This is a genomic window from Flavobacterium oncorhynchi (assembly GCF_002217355.1).
GTDB classification, from domain to species: Bacteria; Bacteroidota; Bacteroidia; order Flavobacteriales; family Flavobacteriaceae; genus Flavobacterium; species Flavobacterium oncorhynchi.
Genome location: NZ_MUHA01000038.1, coordinates 1 through 16,554 on the forward strand (window position 1 = coordinate 1; position 16,554 = coordinate 16,554).

The following is a 16,554-nucleotide window of genomic DNA, read 5'->3' on the forward strand; positions in this document are numbered from 1 at the left end:
TGTTGTGCTTGGAGTTATGGTCAATTGTATTATAGGCAATTGTTTTCCTCTACTCCCTGTGTTAGAAAACATGTTATAGTTTTTATAAATTGTTGAATTTTGATCTCCATTTTTAATCAAAAATCTCGGTTTGGAACCGCAACTTGAAAACATACCACCTAGTGCAGTATTATTATTGTTTTCAAAAACAATAATTAAGTTTTTTGTACCTGTGTATTGAAAAGGGGTACTTAGTGTTATAGTAATCCATTCTACTCCTAAAGATTGTAACCCTCTAGTCCAGGTAATGGTTCCTTCGTATACTTTTGTTAATAAATTAACGTCTGGTTTTTGATTTGTATTGAACGTACTCTCGTCTATTTCACCTAAGTATATTTTTTGGTTAAGCGCAGAATTAAAGGTACATCTACTTGATGTTACACAGTCTACAACAAATCCTATTTTTGTGATTTTACCATTACTATTGATAGAACTTGATTTGTAAATCATTCCTGCCCAACTTTTAGTACCTGAAAATCCATCATAGTTTGCGGGAACATCACTAGAGGTAGTTGAACCACAAATAGGCGAGCCTCCCACAGTTGTTGTAGTTTGAGAGAATGTAGTAGATGTATATATTACAATAATTAAAAATAATATTTTTTTCATGTTTATTTTTTTTACAAAAATATCGTTTTTTATTTAGACTTAATAAAAATAATGTCTAGTTTTGCAAAAAAAAAATTATGAAAATATTTGTAGTCGTTTTAATGTTTTTCTCTCTGTTTTCTAGAGCTCAAGAAAATAAAACATATTCAAATCTTAAAGAAGGGTTAAATGTTGCTTTGTCCGAAAATAAAAAGGTGATATTAATTTTTTCGGGATCAGATTGGTGTAAATCCTGTATGAAGCTTAAAGAAAATGTTTTAGATAGTAATTCTTTTCGCGCATTTTGTAGTGTTAATATGGTTTTAGTTAGTATTGATTTTCCAAGGAATAAGTCAAATATTAATAAAAATGAAATTAAGTATAGAGAGCAAATAGCGGCGGAGTATAACCCAAATGGGATTTTTCCTTATGTGTTGATTTTAGATGAAAAAGGTATAGTTCAGAAAACATTGGAAGGATACAGAGGTGAAGATGCGGAAGTTTATATTAATCAAATACAATAATGAAAAAAAATATACTTATTATCTTGTTGCTGATAGGGCAAATAGTTTTTTCTCAAAAAATCTATAAGAAAACACATTATAATTTAATGGGGTCTTTTTTTGAATTTGCTGTGGTAGCAAGTTCCGAACAAGAAGGAGCCTTTTTTATAGCGGAAGCGCTCAAAGAAGTGATGAGAATAGAAGATTTACTATCTTCTTGGAGAGATTATACGCAAACTTCTGCCGTTAATAAAAATGCGGGAATAGCTCCTGTGAAAGTAGACAGAGAGTTGTTTGATTTAATAAAACGATGTAATCATATCTCAAAAATGACTGACGGAGCATTTGATATAAGTTTTGAGTCAATTGATAAAATTTGGTATTTTGATAAAAAGATGGAAAAAATTCCTGACAGTTTAACAATTAGGAAATCAATTGAAAAAATCAATTATAAGAATATTATTTTAGACGAAGGAAATAGAACTGTTTTTCTAAAAGAGAAAGGTATGAAAATTGGTTTTGGAGGTATTGGCCAAGGGTATGGGGCAGAAAAAGTAAAAGAGAAATTAATTAAAATGGGAGTGGTTTCTGGGTTAATAAATGCTTCTGGAGACATTACAACTTGGGGTGATCATCCAGAGAATAAAACTTGGAAAATAGCAATTAAAAATCCGGATCACTCGAAAAATGATATTGCCTGGTTTAATATACATAATTCATCCGTTTCTACTTCGGGTAATTATGAAAACTATATAATTATTAACGGTGTAAGGCACGGACATACAATAGATCCAAAAACAGGTTGGCCTTCTAAAGGGTTGCAAAGTGTAACGGTTTTTTGTGATAATCTAGAATTGTCGGACGCATTAGATACCGCTGTTTTTGTAATGGGAGTAAAAAAAGGGCTTTCTTTTGTTAATCAATTAAAAGGAGTCGAGTGTTTGCTCTTGGATGACAATAACGAACTGTTTTATTCTAATGGATTAAAAAATAAATAAATTATTAAAAGCATATGAAATTTTTATTATTAGGACTCATTGGCTCATTATTTACCTGTTGTCAATCTGTAAAGCCGTATCAAAAAGTATATATAAACGATGAAGATATGCAGATGCCAGTATCACAAACCCATGCTTTTGAAAGTAATTATCAAAGTTACCGAGAGGCCTCTTCAGCTGTAAATGCTGGTAAAACTGGAGGAGGTTGTGGTTGTAATTAGGGAAAGGGAATTTATTATTTTAAAAAGGTTATGATGAATGAATTAAAAACAGCGATATATAAAATTTTTCTACTATTCACTTGCACAATTGGTTTTTCACAAGAAACTTCAACTAAACTAGATCCTACCGAAATTAATATACTGTACGATTATTATGAACAGAAAGGTAATAATGCTGCCGTAACTGGTGGATTAGGGTCTGAAGCTTTAGAAAATAAGGCTCCTATGATTATAATTAATACATCACTAGGTAAAACAGGTTTGTTAAATCTTGTTGCTGGAATAGATCACTATACTTCTGCATCAACTTCAAACATAGACAAATATTCAACTGGGGCAAGTTCTCCGACAGGAAAAGAAGCTCCAATGTCAGCATCGGAAACTAGGAAGCACTTTTCGTTTGGATATATTGAAAGAATACTAGAAGACAAGGCTTTATTAGGATTTAATATTGGGTTTTCTAAAGAGTTTGACGTAACATCGTATAATCTAGGATTGAATTTTTCTAAATCTACAAGTGACAAGAATAAGACATTTTCTGTTAAGACTAAGATTTTTAGAGACAGGTGGTTACTTGTTTATCCCGGAGAAATAAGAAATAAAGTTAATTATGACGATGATTATGACGATGATGATGACGATGATGATGACGATGATGATGATGATGATGACGATGACGACGATGACGACGATGATGATCATCATGATAAAGGAAAAAAGAATCAATTCTACTATGCAAAGGATGAAGGATATTCAAAATTTAAAGAAAACGTTGCTATTAAAACTGATTTCGAAACGGATACTCGTTATACTTATAATATTGCATTTGGTTATTTGATTAATGTTAATCAGCGTATAAACATGTCATTTATATCAGATTTCACATATCAATCAGGATTATTAAGTATTCCTTTTCAAAGAGTATATTTTGATGATGGGGTAAAAAAGGAATCAAAAAAAATGGTTCGCTCTGAGAATTTACCAAGAAAACGACTTAAAACAGCTTTTGGTCTTCAATTTAATTATTTTGTTACAAATCATTTGATAATGAAGATGGGGTGTCAATACTACTTCGATGATTTTGGAGTAAATGGGTATACAGTAGAATTAGAGTTACCTGTAAAAGCTACAAAATCAGTTACGCTTTACCCCTTTTATAGACATTATATACAATCTGAAAGTGATTATTTTAAACCGTATGGAAAACATAATATCAAGGATATTTATTATACTTCTGATTACGATTTGTCCGAATTTACAAGTAGAAAAATTGGATTAGGGATTAAACTTTCCCCAGTAAATGGAATTTTTAAAATCAATTGTTCCTCTAATAATAAATTTATATTTAAAAGTTTTGAGGTTCGATATAGTAATTATCAAAGAACAACAGGACTTAATGCCGATAATATAGTAATAAACACAAAATTTACATTTTAAAAATTGAACTTTATGAATAGAATTTTTTATTATTTTACCTTTGCTTTACTGTATTTAATTACAGTTTCTTGCTCCGAGAATAGCCTTGAAGTTATTTATAGTACAAATATTGAGGGCTCAATACCTGAGGAACCAGATAATAATAACTCAGGATGCTCTATTATTGGGCTTTGGGGAGGGACTTTTTACAGCGAAAAGTCTTGCTATACAACTTCTAATTATGAATTGGAAATAATCTCTTATGATTCAAAAACTAAAAATGTAGTTGCTCATTTAAAAATGGTTCATCCTGATGATCCTTCAACTGTTTGGTTTTCAGAACATGTAGAAGCCCGCTATAAATGTATTGGAACTTTTGAAAATGATAGATTAGTTATAAATACCGGAATTGCTTATATAAATTTGCGTAATTCTCAATGTGAATTTTGTGATTATAATAAACATGAATTTAAAATTAAAGATTGTAAAAAACTAGAAGGTAGGTTAATATCTAGTAAATGTGAATTTCTAAACACAGGAAAGAGTTCAATAAATTTAGAAAAAAAATAAAAAAAATATTATGTACAAAATTTTTATATCATTCTTTTTGTTATCATCATCGCTATTAGTTGCTCAGGACAGAATCTTTATCGCAGCAGAATTGGATGGAGGTTTATTAACTACTAATTATCAATCATTAACGATAGCTCCAACTTCTATTATTAGTGGAGAGGAGCAAAATCATAATATTAGAGTGGCTGCTTCTGTTTTTTTAGAATGGGATAATAGAATATCTTTTGAAGTTGGAATTGCACAAAATTTCCGCTTTTGGAGTTTAAGTGGAAAAAAACCAGATAGTAATTTAGAAATAAAGAATAATCAATATTTTCCTTCTGCTTTTGTAGGAGGGTATTACGACATTCCTTTTGATGCTAATGATACCAATCTTCAATTTTATATTGGGACAAAATTTTCAGTTGATTTTTTAAATTATAATAGTTTAAATGGAAAAGATGGTAACTCTAAGGAATATGTTACTGCAGAAACGGAAAAATCAATTAAGTTTGGTTTTAACGTCATACCTGAAATTGGAATTAAAGGGAGATTTCATAATGAAAACATTTGGATGGTTGGATTAAAGTATTATCATCCTATTAATGGAGATATTATTAATGGAGAGATACAGCATTATACTAATAACAAGTTGACAGAAGAAATATCATATAATTCTACTGGACAAATTTTTTCATTGTCCTTTAAATATGGGTTCTCTATCTAATCTTATGGTTATATTGGATTACGAAAATCAATGACAAAGAAAGCGAAGATTATATCTACTATAATACTAACCAAATTTATTGCTAAGCAATATGTAGATAAATTGTATTTGGGGTAAACACAAGGTTATTCGATTGTGACAAAGTCGATTTTTGAATATTTAGCCTTAAATTTTGTGCAAAGAGATTTAAGGAATGCTGTATTAGATAACATTAAAAAAAAATAGAAGAAAATTATCAAAAAGGAATTTCTTCGGCTAGAAACAAAGAAATAGACTCGAAGTAAAGTGATGATTATGCTGATTATATTTCAGAATCTAAAGAAGGTTTTGAACTTTATGAATTGGCTAAAAAAAAAACAAAGACATCTTCTATTAAAGAAAACTAAATGCCTTTATTTCAAAAATAAAAGCAAGAGAAATTAAGCTAAAGGTTTTATTTTTTTTAGAAAAATAGGCTTAAGATAAATAGTTGTTGTTAAATAATCGGCCCTTTTGTTTATCATTGGCTGATGTTAAAAATTCATAGACTGGCAAATGTAATCGATTTTAATGTATTTTATTAATAGCTGAAGGTTTAGGCATAAAAAAACGACTTCTAATTATAAAGTAAGTGTTCGGACAATTTATTCGTGGTATCACAATTAACAAATAGATGGATTAGTAGTTTTGAATATTCTCAAAGGTTATTACTGGAAACCTATTACCTATTGGAATATACAAAGGAATTGCTCCTCAAAATTCTAAAAGACACAATTTGTTTTAACTCTTGTCAACAAAAAAATCACTTCATTAGTTATGATATACTAGGCTCAATGAACCCCGATTAGTAATTGGGTTTATTGATGACTTTATCAAAGAGGTAAATCAAAAAAAATCACTGTGTTTGATAAAGCTCTTCAGAAAAAGAGAGCAGAATAGGACGGACAGGATTTGTATATTTGATATTTACGAACTTATAGTCCCCGCTTAAATCGTATTGAAATTCTGTAACGTAAAATTAAATACGAGTGGCTACAACATAATGATTATTTAAATTGGGAACACTCTTAATAATACTATCGATGAAATCCTTGCAAACATTAATAAAAAATACACTATGGATTTCGCTTAAAAGTGGCTATTATTTAACAACAACTATTTAACAACAGAGTTTAAAGATGCAAAAATCAGAAAAAAACATCTTCTTAATAAACAATTGCATAAAAGAGGTTTCCGGAATTAATCTAATTTTTTCTACATTTTGGTCGAATATTTTAAAAGTTAGATGCTATTGGTGACTTATATAAAACTTTCAAGGTAAATAGAAAAGCAACTTTAATTCTGAACTTGAAATAAAGGAACTGATTGTTGGTAATTATCTAAGCACATCAGATACACACAAAAGTGATAAGGAATATAGCCGAAGAGTTTGTACTTCTTATTTAGGGATTAAAGAAAAATATTGGAGGTTATATAAACTCCCCAATATCAAACTCCTCCAGATTATTTTTCCGCAAAGAGGAAGAACCAGAATCAATTTCCCTAAAAATGCTCCTGTTCAATAGCACTGCTATTTTTCGAGAAGCATTCTCCATAGAGTTTTCTAGTAGGCTGAAGAGTTCAGTTCCCTGTATTTTGTGAACTATTTCTGCTGCTTCTTGCTCTTGAGATGACTCCAGTTTCTCTTGTTGGAGCAACATCCCCACGGTGCCTAGTTCTTGAAAGGTAACCCCTGTGGCAAAACCGTCCTCTCCACTTAATAGTCTGTACCTGTACCATTCATCTTCTTCCTCCTCCAAATTAGGTACTTCTCCAAAAAAATCATCTAGTTCTTCCTGCGGAATTTGTATGTCGAAATCTTCTTTTCCGATTTCAATATCAAAATTATCTATTTCCTTTTCTGGCTTTTCAATCTGGCTTACAATGGCATTACTTGGCATCGAAAGTCTTGCTGCTGGTTTTGACAAGCCCATAATGTCGGATAAATTGACTACCGATTTTTCTTGGACTGCTTTCTTTTCCGTTCTTTTTCCGTCGACAATTTTATCTTGTAACAGTAATACAATCACAATCACAAGGCATATGACAATTAGTGCTTCCATAATTATAAAATGGGTTTATACTTTTCGTTGAAACTAGTAATAATCTGCTCTCCAAACTCTTGAAAGTGATATTCCAGTATATTATCCAAGTAGGCATAAATAGTAAGTTTGTCTTCAGCTATAACTTGTACAATACGGGATAACCTTTCGTGAAATTCAGGGCGAATATATACTGACTTTCCGTTACGGGCATTGGTATCCGGATTTGTAAAAAATAATTTTTCATAGTTCACTTCACTTGTTTTCTGTGCCCTTGCTTTTTCTTTAGATACGGCCTTTTCCAACATTGACTCTTTGCGCGTTTCTGTCCGTACAGACTCCTTTGGTTTTTCCTCACCAGCCATCATGGACATTAGGAACTCTTCGTCAATAGCTGGATTGGTTTTCTTTTTATCCTGATTTTCCATAAAGCTTACAATTGAACGGTTCTCAAAAATTCTTCCATAAATGAACCCAGTCGGCAAGTCGCCATCAACTTTTCATTTGGTGGTAATAAAGTGGATCGGAATACGGATTTGGCAGTTGCCTCGCCTTCCTTTCGGAAACGCTTGCTATCTGTGATATATGACTGCATAAGGGTAAGTCCTAAATCTGAAATAACTTTTTCATACACCTCATAAAGTGGTGATTTTTCTCTTCCGTCCACTTGGTTCCAAAACAGGCGGATAGTTTCAATGGATGTCCGTCCCTTTTTCATCAATATATTGGTCAGTACGTCGGTAAAACTGAGCGTACTTTCAATCACTACACGATCTGCTGTAATGGGCGAAAAAATATGATGGACGCTGGCCAGCGTTGTCAATACTCCAGGTGTATTGACGGTTCCTGGTAGATCAAAGAAAACCACATCAATCTGGACTGTTGAGGATTGTAGAAAGTTTTCGACTTGTTTCATGGTATCATCTGCTTTGCATTGGATAACCGGATAAGCTTTTTTGTTGATGGTGCTGAATTGGCGATGTGCCAACTTTTTATACATATCATTTTGCATGACGGTTTTTAAATCCCTTTCCCTCATCTGTATTAGACTGTGCTGGGGAAAGTCGCAATCGAAGACCGCTATGTTATAACCCAAACGGTAATGCAGGATACTGGCAACAAGTGCCGTAAAGGTTGTTTTGCCTACGCCTCCTTTCTGTGTAGAAAAGGCAATAAATAAAGGTTTGTGTTTTATGTCCATCTGTATAATTGTTTTTAGTTCTTCACTTATGTTCTTATTTACTTGTATCCGGATATACGGAACTACTTTTATATCTCAATGCAGTCAGTTGTAAGTATTGGTGTAAAGAATTACATATTGTCTTATATCCTTATAGTTTTATTTATCTACATCCGTATTTATGGTTCTATCTACTGATCTATATATCTAAACCTGTATGTTAATACTACTGCACTTTTTTCCTTAGAACTGTACTCATTTGTGTAATTACGCAGTTACATACCGACGCCTGTATATACTTACTTAAAGCTGAATGCTTATACAAAGGAATACTGATACATACAGTCTTGTATCAAACTGTCCTGTATTGGCTTTTAATGGCGCTATTTGGCACTATTTAATAGTGCTATTGTTTCATTACCTGTGGTTTACTTTGTAAATGGAATTTTATTAATGATTTTATGGGAAAGTATTTCGATATATCAGGCTGTATGATGGCCAGCTTAAAGCAGTTTTTCCCTGCTTTATTTAATCCGTCCCGAAGGGCGGATTTTCCTTTCGCCCGAAAGGAGCAAGTTGTGTTTTGAGCTGCTCGAAATGAATTCCGCTGCTCAAAACAACTTGCCCTACCGGGGGCTGAAAAACATCCTCCGAAGTCGATGTTTATAATTTTATAACTGGATTTTTATGGACCAAAGCAATAACAGACAACAAAGGAAATCAGGACGGAATCCTAAAAAGGATCCAGCCGTCTTTCGATATTCCATTTCATTAAGTGCTGAAGAAAACGCCCGTTTTCTTTCTCTTTTTGAACAATCAGAAATGAATGTAATGGCACATTTTATCACTGCCTGTATCTTTCAGAAGACCATTAAGACCATCAAAGTTGACAAGGCTACCATGGATTATTATATGCGGCTGACCAATTTATACGGTCAGTTTCGTTCTGTTGGAGTGAATTATAACCAGATTGTAAAGCTGCTTTATCGCAATTTTTCGCAGAAAAAAGCCGCCGCTTATCTCTATAAACTTGAAAAGCATACCACTGAAATGGCAGGATTATGTCAGCAGATCATACAGCTTACAGGAGAATTTGAAACAAAATATTTCAAAAAAAACGAATGATATGGTAGCTAAAATCGGCAGGGGACAAAATTTAGCGGGTGTGCTTTCTTATAATCAACTGAAAGTTGAGAAAGAAAATGCACAGATTTTGTTTACCCATAAGATGGTGGAAACTCCAGATGGTCATTATTCTGTTGCTCAAATGTTCCGCTCTTTTGAGCCCTATTTGCTGGCGAATCGTAAAACGGAGAAAACAGTGTTGCATATTTCCCTCAATCCGGATCCAAAGGACAATGTCAGTGATGAAAAATTTAATGCTATTGCACAGGAGTATATGCAAAAAATGGGATATGGAGAACAACCTTTCGTAGTGTTCAAGCATACTGATATTGAGCGTACCCACATTCATATCGTTTCGGTTTGTGTGGATGAAGAAGGCAAGAAAATTTCGGATAGTTATGAGCGTAAACGTTCGATGGATATATGCCGTGAGCTGGAACGAAAATACGGATTAGCCTGCGCAACAGACAAAGAATACAAACAAAACGAGAATGCATTCCGCCTCGTGAATTACAAAACCAATGACATTAAAGGCCAAATCGCTTCGGTGGTACGGTATCTGCCTAAACACTATCAGTTCCAAAGTTTGGGAGAATACAATGCTTTGTTGTCCCTGTTTAATATTACAGCAGAAGAGGTCAAGGGAGAACTGCACGGGCAGCCCAAACAAGGACTGGTCTATTTTGCCCTGAATGAAAATGGAGAAAAAGCAAGTAACCCGTTTAAAGCATCTCTTTTTGGAAAAAGTGCAGGATATATCGAGCTTCAAAATCATTTTATAGCGTCCACAGAAGCACTTAAAGAAAGTGATGCGAAACTATCCATCAGGAAAGCAATTGAAACGACTCTGCGATCGACCACTGACGAACAGGACTTTAAAAAACAGCTGACTGAAAAAGGCATTAATGTGATTATTCGCAGAAATCATACCGGACGTATTTATGGAATTACATTTATTGACCACAATTCCAAAATGGTATGGAATGGTTCACGTTTGGGAAAAGAACTCTCAGCCAATGTATTCAATGACTGGTGGAATAACGGGATACAACCGCAAGTCAAAAACACTGAGGATACAGAAACAATTTTAACCAAAACAGTATTCGAAATTTTACCTGCTGACAAACCACACGATTTATTTGATTTCCTAAGCAATCAAGATCCTGTGCAAGTTGACGATGGACATAGCATTATAGAATGTTTCGGTGGGTTATTACCAGAAGCTCAGGGAGAAGATTACCAGGAACAGGATTTTGCCAATAAGATGAAGAAGAAAAGGAAACGTAAAAGAGGTCAATAGGTTTTGTTGTTCATTATGAACTCTTGATTATGATGACACTTTCAATCCCCCAGCATAACTCCAGTGCAAAATCTTCGGAGCAGTTGGTGTCTTGAACTGATAAATACCATAGATGTATAATGAAAAAAGTATAAATGCTCCCCAACTAAATCCAATACACAATATACCCTGGCGTTCTGTCGGACTGAACATACCAGCAACCAATGATTTTACTATAAATGAGGGGATAATACAGCATAATAACACACAAATTACCCACGGTAATATCCATAACTTCTGGTTCTTTGCCTGCAATCCGATGATGGTTCCTTTAAAGAAATAAATGAAGCAGAAAATAAGGTAGGTAAATAATATGGAGAAACCCCAAATTTTGAATTTGTTGGTTTCTTCTCCCCACAGCTTTTGAGACAGTAAAAATCCGGCATAAAAGAAAATACCGAAAATAGCAGCCATTTTTAAGACGAAAATAAAAACCCCAGCAATACCAAACATTAATCCTGTTGCAGATTTACTTTCTTCATTTTTCCGGGCTTCATATTCTTGTTCACTTTCACCTGGATCAATATCAGGATTATAGTAATTCATATTATTTTTTCTTTAATGTTGATATTTAAATTGATGAGATACCCAAAATAATTTTCAGGACTATAAATTTAATAAAAAAATCGTTGTAAAATCTCAACCTGATTGGAACCACTTAACGCCAAACACTGCCACGCACCTCCAATGCCTGCCACATTTTTATAGCCACGCTGCACAGCCTTTAAATTCACGCCCGAACATTTAATAATTAGAAAATGCAGGGAGAAGATGACTTAAGGGGATTGGCCAAGATTATGGAGTTTATGCGTGCCGTAAGTATTTTATTAGTACTGATGCACTGCTATTGGTTTTGTTATGGATTCTTCAAAGAAGAACAATGGACATTATCTATTATTGATAAAATATTGAGAAACTTTCAGCGAACGGCCGGGTTGTTTTCCCATACGCTGTATACGAAACTATTTGCTTTGGTTCTTCTGGCGTTAAGCTGTTTGGGCAGTAAGGGAGTGAAAAACGAAAAGATAACTTGGAGAAAAATTTATATAGCGCTTACGATAGGCTTTATTTTTTTCTTTCTCAATACTCCATTACTTAGGCTGCCTGTAGAAATGGCTACATTTTTATATATTTTTACCCTGAGTCTGGGGTATATCTCCCTGCTGATGTCCGGTGTATGGATGAGCAGGTTACTCAAAAATAACCTCATGGACGATGTCTTTAATACCGAAAACGAAAGCTTTATGCAGGAAACCCTGTTGATGCAAAATGAGTATTCTGTCAATCTGCCAACCAAATTCTGGTATCAAAAAAAACAGCACAATGGCTGGATCAATATTGTAAATCCTTTCCGCGCGACTATTGTATTAGGTACACCTGGTTCCGGTAAATCCTATGCTATTGTAAACAATTACATTAAGCAACAAATTGAAAAAGGTTTTTCGATGTATATCTATGATTTTAAGTTTGATGACCTCTCAACCATTGCTTACAACCATCTATTGAAACATACCGATAAATACGAAGTCAAACCAAAGTTTTATGTAATCAATTTTGATGATCCGAGAAGAAGCCACCGATGCAATCCTATAAATCCCGATTTCATGACCGACATCTCCGATGCCTATGAATCAGCATATACCATTATGCTGAACCTAAACCGTTCATGGATACAGAAGCAGGGTGATTTTTTCGTCGAAAGCCCGATTATCCTTTTGGCAGCTATTATTTGGTTTTTGAAGATTTATGATAATGGAAAATATTGCACTTTTCCTCACGCGATTGAACTGCTCAACAAAAAATACGCAGACGTCTTTACAATTTTGACCACATATTCCGAATTAGAGAATTATCTCTCTCCATTTATGGATGCGTGGCAGGGCGGCGCTCAAGATCAGCTACAGGGACAGATTGCTTCTGCTAAAATTCCTTTGTCAAGGATGATCTCGCCACAGTTGTACTGGGTAATGACAGGTGATGATTTTTCACTGGATATCAATAATCCCGCAGCCCCTAAAATCCTCTGTGTGGGAAATAATCCTGATCGGCAAAATATTTATTCTGCTGCCTTAGGATTGTACAATTCCAGAATTGTAAAACTCATTAATAAAAAAGGACAGCTCAAAAGTTCGGTAATCATAGACGAATTGCCCACAATATATTTTCGCGGGTTGGACAATCTGATTGCCACTGCACGAAGCAATGAGGTGGCAGTATGTCTGGGATTTCAGGATTATTCGCAATTGACAAGAGATTATGGAGATAAGGAAAGTAAAGTAATTCAAAATACCGTAGGGAATATTTTTAGCGGGCAGGTTGTAGGTGAAACTGCTAAAAGCCTTTCGGAACGTTTCGGTAAAATATTGCAGCGACGCCAAAGTATGACAATCAATCGGAATGATAAATCAACTTCCATTTCCACACAATTGGAAAGCCTGATTCCAGCCTCCAAAATCTCTACGCTGACACAGGGAATGTTTGTTGGAGCCGTTTCCGATAACTTTGATGAACGTATCGAACAAAAGATTTTTCATGCGGAGATTGTTGTAGATAATGAAAAAGTCGCTGCTGAAACCAAAACGTATCAGAAAATCCCGGAGATACTCTCTTTTGTAAATGAGCAGGGAGAAGATATGATGAAAGCTGAAATTGAGGCTAACTACAAACAGATCAAACAGGATATTATTGGGATAGTGTCGGATGAACTCGAGCGAATTAAAAATGATCCCGACCTGCAACATTTGGTACCAAAGGTAAATGATAAAAAAGGGGATACTCCCAAATAAACACACTTTTTTCAGAGCTGCAATCAGGAGATTTTTACTTTCTGAAGAGGCTGCGATGTTTGATCCTCTTGCGGTTTTTGTTCGGGGCCTTGTACTTGTTGTTCCGGCGTAATTGATAGTTGTATTTCCCTTTCCAGTGCCGCCAATTCGTTTTTTAATTCCCCTAATGCATTCTCTTTAGTCCATACAGTGTTTACTACTTCTTCAAGGACAGGGATATCTTTTTCAATCTCACTTATCTTCTTCTGTTCCTGTCTTATCAATCCCGGTAGTTTTTCCAGTGCATTTAAAAAGTTCATAGATGCCAGTTTAGGATCGTTCGCAATTTGCCCATTATTAAAGGTGTATTTGATATTGCCTTCTCCTAGTATAAAGAATCGGTTATCCCTAATAGTAATCCCTTCTTTTTGTGAAGCCTCTGTTTTTACCAAAAGTGTAAATCCGTACAATGTACCGATGTCCTCATACTGTCCCTCTGTGCGTGCTTTATCAGCAAGCAGGTTGAGCTTTTGACCAATCTGTTTTATATCCGCATCCGGGAGTAATCCAATGAGTTTGACAGGATTCAATATTGTGCCGTCCTTATTTTTCTGGATGCGTTTTTCAATATTCTGCCAATCGATGGACATTCGTTCCATTAGGGATTTTGCAGATTCAAGGGTTGCCGTACTATTTTCCAGTTTATATCTTGACATAGACTTGGAACGGTTGAAAGCCTGTCTTTCGCTTTCTAAAGAAGTAATCTTTTTTTCCAATTTGGCTTTTTCCAGCAAATCGGTATTGCCGGAAAGAATGGCGACATATTCTGAGAAATTCATTCCCGATTTTTCATCCATACCGCCTTCATCAATGGTACGTTTTCCGAGGCTATTATTTTTGAGCTGATCGATAAATAATTGTTTATTGTGCAACAGGTTAAATTTGTAGCTATCTAAAGACTTTTCAACTGCATAGATGATTATATCAACTTTGTTATCTGCAAAAAACTTTGCAATCTCATTGCCTTTACGGATGGCTCTGCCATCCCTCTGCGCCAGATCACTCGGTCTCCACGGCGTGTCCAAATGATGTACGGCAACTGCACGTTTCTGGGCATTGACTCCCGTTCCTAGCATATCGGTTGATCCAAACAGTATCCTGATTTTCCCTTCATTCATAGCGCTGATGAACTCCTTGCGCATCTTGTCGGTTTTTGCTTCCTGAATAAAACGTATCTCATGTGCTGGAATTCCATGATCCTCTACTAGCTTGCGTTTGATTTCCGAATACACATTCCACTCAGTCTGTTTGTAGGTCCCTAAATCGGAGAATACAAATTGGGTTCCTTTCTGAGCGTTAAATCGAGAATAATATTCCGCCAGCTTTACTGCACAATGGGAGGCTTTACTATCTGGGTGGTCATCATATTTCTGACTGATCATACGCATATCTAACGACATCTTACGGGCATAGTCGGTAGCGATTAACATTTTTGCTTTTTCTTCGGAGGGAGATAATTTTGATCTTCCCAATAGTGTTGCATCCCCCGTTTTGGCAAACTCCATTAATTTTTGGATGAATATCTCCTGCTGTGGGGTTGGTGGAATATTGTGCAGTATTTCATTCTTCTGAGGTCGGTCTATACCAATATCTTTTGCTGTGCGGTAATCCGTAATCTCTGTGTAAAACTGAGCCAGTTCTGGTACTTTGATAAAATATCGGAAACGTTCTTTCTGAACAATATTGTTGGCTACTGAGAACTCATAGTCGGTAGTCTTTCGCGCATAAATAGCTGCCCATGCATCAAAGCAATTGATACCTTGTTTTTCCAATGCCTGCGGGCGAAGGTATTTAAACAACAAATATAGTTCGGTCAGCGAGTTGCTGATGGTGGTTCCAGAAAGAAAAGTAGCTCCTAAATCTTTTCCGCTTCGTTCCTGTATAGTGCGAATGGCAAATAGCAGGTTCAATGCCTTCTGGCTTCCCTGCATATTACCGAGTCCTGCAACACGGTCATGGCGGGTATTGAACATCAGGTTTTTGAAACGATGGCTTTCATCCACCAACAAATGGTCAATGCCCATCATTTTAAAATCGACTACATCATCCTTGCGGTTTTCAATATCATGCTGGAGTGTTTTGAGTTTGACTTCGAGATTTTGTTTTCGTATGATAACTCCCTTGAGCATGGCACGTGATATTTCTTTTCCTTGTGATTGCAATGACTCAAGGTTTTCTTCAACACTATCCAGTTCTGCCTGTAATATCTCTTTTTGCATTTCCGGTGATTGCGGTATCATCCCGAATTGGTCATGGGTCAGGATAATACAATCCCAATTGTTGTTTTTAATCTCCCCGAAAATACGCAGGCGTTTTTGAGGTGTAAAATCTTCTTTGCCTGGATATAATATTTTAGCATGTGGATATGCTTTGCGATACGTTTCTGCTATTTCGTGAACATTGGCTTTCAGGCCAATAATCATAGGTTTGTGTGCCAATTCCAAGCGTTTCATTTCCTGGGCAGCCGTACACATAATCAGTGTTTTTCCTGCACCCACTTCGTGGTCACAGATGGCTCCCCCGTTTAGTTTGATCATCCATACCGCATCCTTCTGGCTGGAATACAGATCTTCAATCCCGAGTGCTTTTCTGTCCAGCCCGGGAAAGTTCTGATAACTGCCGTCATATTGTGGACGGACGAAACAGTTAAAGGTGTCATTGTATTTATCGGTCAGTCGTTTCTTAAATTCATCATTTTGAGCATAGAGCCATTCACAAAACGCTTTACGGATTTCGTCAATCTTAGTATTGGCCATCTGGATGGCTTCCATATCCCGAACCTTTATTTCCTGATCACCATGCATTACTTTTTTGGTAATATCAGGAGTGGTATTTACCAGACCATGTTTAAGCAGTGTAATTCCGTCATAAGTCCGGCTTTGGGATTTTATAGCATACTTTTCCGTTATACGGATATTTTTGGTATCACAATTAATTGAAAAGTCATCCGTATTCTCCGTGTGCAAATTCCGGTTATATTG

At 35.2% G+C, this 16,554-nt stretch carries 15 protein-coding genes; 9 read left to right on the forward strand and 6 right to left on the reverse strand.

What is annotated here, in order from left to right; genetic code table 11:
• Window positions 1-648: hypothetical protein (locus B0A75_RS19965; protein ID WP_208861289.1), on the reverse strand; the 648-nt coding region annotated here is incomplete at its 3' end.
• A gap of 77 nt (window positions 649-725) precedes the next feature.
• Here B0A75_RS19965 and B0A75_RS19970 point away from each other — a divergent pair.
• The 6 genes from B0A75_RS19970 to B0A75_RS19995 are packed head-to-tail and all read left to right on the forward strand — an operon-like array spanning window position 726 to window position 5,044.
• Window positions 726-1,151 (forward strand): thioredoxin family protein, encoded by a 426-nt coding sequence (locus B0A75_RS19970; RefSeq protein ID WP_089056030.1) that lies wholly within the window; start codon window positions 726-728, stop codon window positions 1,149-1,151.
• A complete protein-coding gene (locus B0A75_RS19975; protein WP_089056031.1) occupies window positions 1,151-2,128 on the forward strand; it encodes an FAD:protein FMN transferase in 978 nt (325 codons plus the stop codon). The genes B0A75_RS19970 and B0A75_RS19975 overlap by 1 nt, the downstream gene beginning before the upstream one ends.
• A gap of 14 nt (window positions 2,129-2,142) precedes the next feature.
• Window positions 2,143-2,349 carry a DUF4266 domain-containing protein gene (locus B0A75_RS19980; RefSeq protein WP_089056032.1) on the forward strand — a complete coding sequence of 69 codons (207 nt, stop codon included), beginning with the start codon at window positions 2,143-2,145 and terminating at the stop codon, window positions 2,347-2,349.
• A 30-nt stretch (window positions 2,350-2,379) separates the two neighbouring features.
• Window positions 2,380-3,786 carry a DUF3570 domain-containing protein gene (locus B0A75_RS19985; protein ID WP_089056033.1) on the forward strand — a complete coding sequence of 469 codons (1,407 nt, stop codon included), beginning with the start codon at window positions 2,380-2,382 and terminating at the stop codon, window positions 3,784-3,786.
• Between the two features lie 12 nt (window positions 3,787-3,798).
• Complete coding sequence (locus tag B0A75_RS19990) at window positions 3,799-4,335, forward strand: hypothetical protein (protein WP_089056034.1); 537 nt, start codon at window positions 3,799-3,801, stop codon at window positions 4,333-4,335.
• A 10-nt stretch (window positions 4,336-4,345) separates the two neighbouring features.
• A complete protein-coding gene (locus B0A75_RS19995) occupies window positions 4,346-5,044 on the forward strand; it encodes an outer membrane beta-barrel protein (protein ID WP_089056035.1) in 699 nt (232 codons plus the stop codon).
• Window positions 5,045-6,492: 1,448 nt separating this feature from the next.
• On the opposite strand, the gene B0A75_RS20000 is transcribed toward B0A75_RS19995, so the two are convergent.
• The 3 genes from B0A75_RS20000 to B0A75_RS20010 are packed head-to-tail and all read right to left on the reverse strand — an operon-like array spanning window position 6,493 to window position 8,305.
• Window positions 6,493-7,125, reverse strand: a complete 633-nt coding sequence (locus B0A75_RS20000) for a conjugal transfer protein TraD (protein ID WP_089056036.1) — start codon at window positions 7,123-7,125, stop codon at window positions 6,493-6,495.
• A gap of 2 nt (window positions 7,126-7,127) precedes the next feature.
• A complete protein-coding gene (locus tag B0A75_RS20005) occupies window positions 7,128-7,532 on the reverse strand; it encodes a DUF3408 domain-containing protein (protein ID WP_089056037.1) in 405 nt (134 codons plus the stop codon).
• Window positions 7,533-7,537: 5 nt separating this feature from the next.
• Window positions 7,538-8,305 (reverse strand): ParA family protein, encoded by a 768-nt coding sequence (locus tag B0A75_RS20010; RefSeq protein ID WP_089056038.1) that lies wholly within the window; start codon window positions 8,303-8,305, stop codon window positions 7,538-7,540.
• 666 nt (window positions 8,306-8,971) lie between these two features.
• On the opposite strand from B0A75_RS20010, the gene mobA reads away from it, so the two are divergent.
• Entirely contained in the window at window positions 8,972-9,409 is a 438-nt protein-coding gene (gene mobA, locus B0A75_RS20015; protein WP_089056039.1) for a conjugal transfer protein MobA, read from the forward strand.
• Between the two features lies 1 nt (window position 9,410).
• Complete coding sequence (mobB, locus tag B0A75_RS20020) at window positions 9,411-10,709, forward strand: conjugal transfer protein MobB (RefSeq protein WP_089056040.1); 1,299 nt, start codon at window positions 9,411-9,413, stop codon at window positions 10,707-10,709.
• A gap of 27 nt (window positions 10,710-10,736) precedes the next feature.
• Here the strand turns inward: mobB and B0A75_RS20025 are convergent, their stop codons facing one another.
• Entirely contained in the window at window positions 10,737-11,294 is a 558-nt protein-coding gene (locus B0A75_RS20025) for a hypothetical protein (protein ID WP_089056041.1), read from the reverse strand.
• A gap of 212 nt (window positions 11,295-11,506) precedes the next feature.
• On the opposite strand from B0A75_RS20025, the gene mobC reads away from it, so the two are divergent.
• On the forward strand, window positions 11,507-13,534 hold the full coding sequence (mobC, locus tag B0A75_RS20030; protein WP_089056042.1) for a conjugal transfer protein MobC: 2,028 nt from the start codon (window positions 11,507-11,509) through the stop codon (window positions 13,532-13,534).
• Window positions 13,535-13,557: 23 nt separating this feature from the next.
• Here mobC and B0A75_RS20035 read toward each other — a convergent pair.
• Window positions 13,558-16,554 (reverse strand): helicase-related protein (locus B0A75_RS20035; RefSeq protein WP_262490117.1); only part of this gene is annotated, 2,997 nt, incomplete at its 5' end.

Bases quoted from the DNA above. Each gene is read 5' to 3' on its own strand.
- B0A75_RS19980 (WP_089056032.1), top strand. From the start codon at position 2,143: ATGAAATTTTTATTATTAGGACTCATTGGCTCATTATTTACCTGTTGT.
- B0A75_RS20025 (WP_089056041.1), bottom strand. From the start codon at position 11,294: ATGAATTACTATAATCCTGATATTGATCCAGGTGAAAGTGAACAAGAA.
- B0A75_RS20000 (WP_089056036.1), bottom strand. From the start codon at position 7,125: ATGGAAGCACTAATTGTCATATGCCTTGTGATTGTGATTGTATTACTG.
- B0A75_RS19985 (WP_089056033.1), top strand. From the start codon at position 2,380: ATGATGAATGAATTAAAAACAGCGATATATAAAATTTTTCTACTATTC.
- B0A75_RS19990 (WP_089056034.1), top strand. From the start codon at position 3,799: ATGAATAGAATTTTTTATTATTTTACCTTTGCTTTACTGTATTTAATT.
- B0A75_RS19995 (WP_089056035.1), top strand. From the start codon at position 4,346: ATGTACAAAATTTTTATATCATTCTTTTTGTTATCATCATCGCTATTA.
- mobB (WP_089056040.1), top strand. From the start codon at position 9,411: ATGGTAGCTAAAATCGGCAGGGGACAAAATTTAGCGGGTGTGCTTTCT.
- B0A75_RS20005 (WP_089056037.1), bottom strand. From the start codon at position 7,532: ATGGAAAATCAGGATAAAAAGAAAACCAATCCAGCTATTGACGAAGAG.
- mobC (WP_089056042.1), top strand. From the start codon at position 11,507: ATGCAGGGAGAAGATGACTTAAGGGGATTGGCCAAGATTATGGAGTTT.
- B0A75_RS20010 (WP_089056038.1), bottom strand. From the start codon at position 8,305: ATGGACATAAAACACAAACCTTTATTTATTGCCTTTTCTACACAGAAA.
- B0A75_RS19975 (WP_089056031.1), top strand. From the start codon at position 1,151: ATGAAAAAAAATATACTTATTATCTTGTTGCTGATAGGGCAAATAGTT.
- mobA (WP_089056039.1), top strand. From the start codon at position 8,972: ATGGACCAAAGCAATAACAGACAACAAAGGAAATCAGGACGGAATCCT.
- B0A75_RS19970 (WP_089056030.1), top strand. From the start codon at position 726: ATGAAAATATTTGTAGTCGTTTTAATGTTTTTCTCTCTGTTTTCTAGA.